The sequence below is a fragment of the Microbacterium sp. PF5 genome, assembly GCF_004794315.1.
GTDB lineage: Bacteria > Actinomycetota > Actinomycetes > Actinomycetales > Microbacteriaceae > Microbacterium > Microbacterium sufflavum.
In genome coordinates this window covers 1-811 of record NZ_SSDQ01000128.1, presented here as the reverse complement: position 1 = coordinate 811, position 811 = coordinate 1, and the positions used below count along the sequence as shown (strand labels likewise).

General features: G+C 63.4%; 1 protein-coding gene. It reads left to right on the top strand.

Annotation, left to right across the window (positions count from 1 at the left end; all coding sequences use genetic code 11):
* On the top strand, positions 1-811 hold an 811-nt coding region (locus DW297_RS11060), incomplete at both ends, for an ABC transporter ATP-binding protein (protein ID WP_240744593.1).

Here is an 811-nt window from a genome sequence, read left to right as displayed (position 1 = left end):
GTGTCGATCGAGTACGAGGTGGATCCGCCGGTCAAGGCTGTCCGCGATGTGTCGTTGACGCTGAACCGTGGCGAGATCCTGGGGTTGGCGGGGGAGTCGGGGTGTGGGAAGACGACGCTCGCGTATGGGATGAACCGGTTGTTGAAGGCTCCGGCGTTGATGACCCAGGGCGAGATCGTGTTCCATGACCGGGATGGTCACGACATCGATGTGGTGGGCCTGGATGGGGAGGGGTTGCGGGCGTTCCGGTGGGACAAGATCTCGATGGTGTTCCAGGGGGCGATGAACTCGTTGAATCCGGTGATCTCCGTGCGGGCGCAGATCTTCGACATCTTCGACACGCACCGTCCGGGGATGAGTAAGAGGGCGAAGCGGGAGCGGGCGGAGGAGTTGCTGACGCTGGTGGGGGTGGATCCGAACCGCCTGACGAGTTTCCCGCATGAGCTGTCGGGCGGGATGCGGCAGCGGATGATGATCGCGATGGCGTTGGCGCTCGATCCGCAGGTGATGATCATGGATGAGCCCACCACGGCGTTGGATGTGGTGGTGCAGCGGGGCATCATCCGGGAGATCATGCGGTTGCGGGAGAGGTTGGGGTTCGCGGTGATCTTCATCACGCATGACCTGCCGATGCTGATCGAGATCAGTGACCGGATCGCGGTGATGCTCCAGGGGCGGATCGTGGAGCAGGGCACGGCGGAGGAGATCTACCGGACCCCGCAGCACGAGTACACGAAACGGCTGCTGTCGAGTTTCCCGTCGTTGACCGGGGAGCGGGGCGATTTCGTCCGCAGTGGTGTGAGTCAGGAGG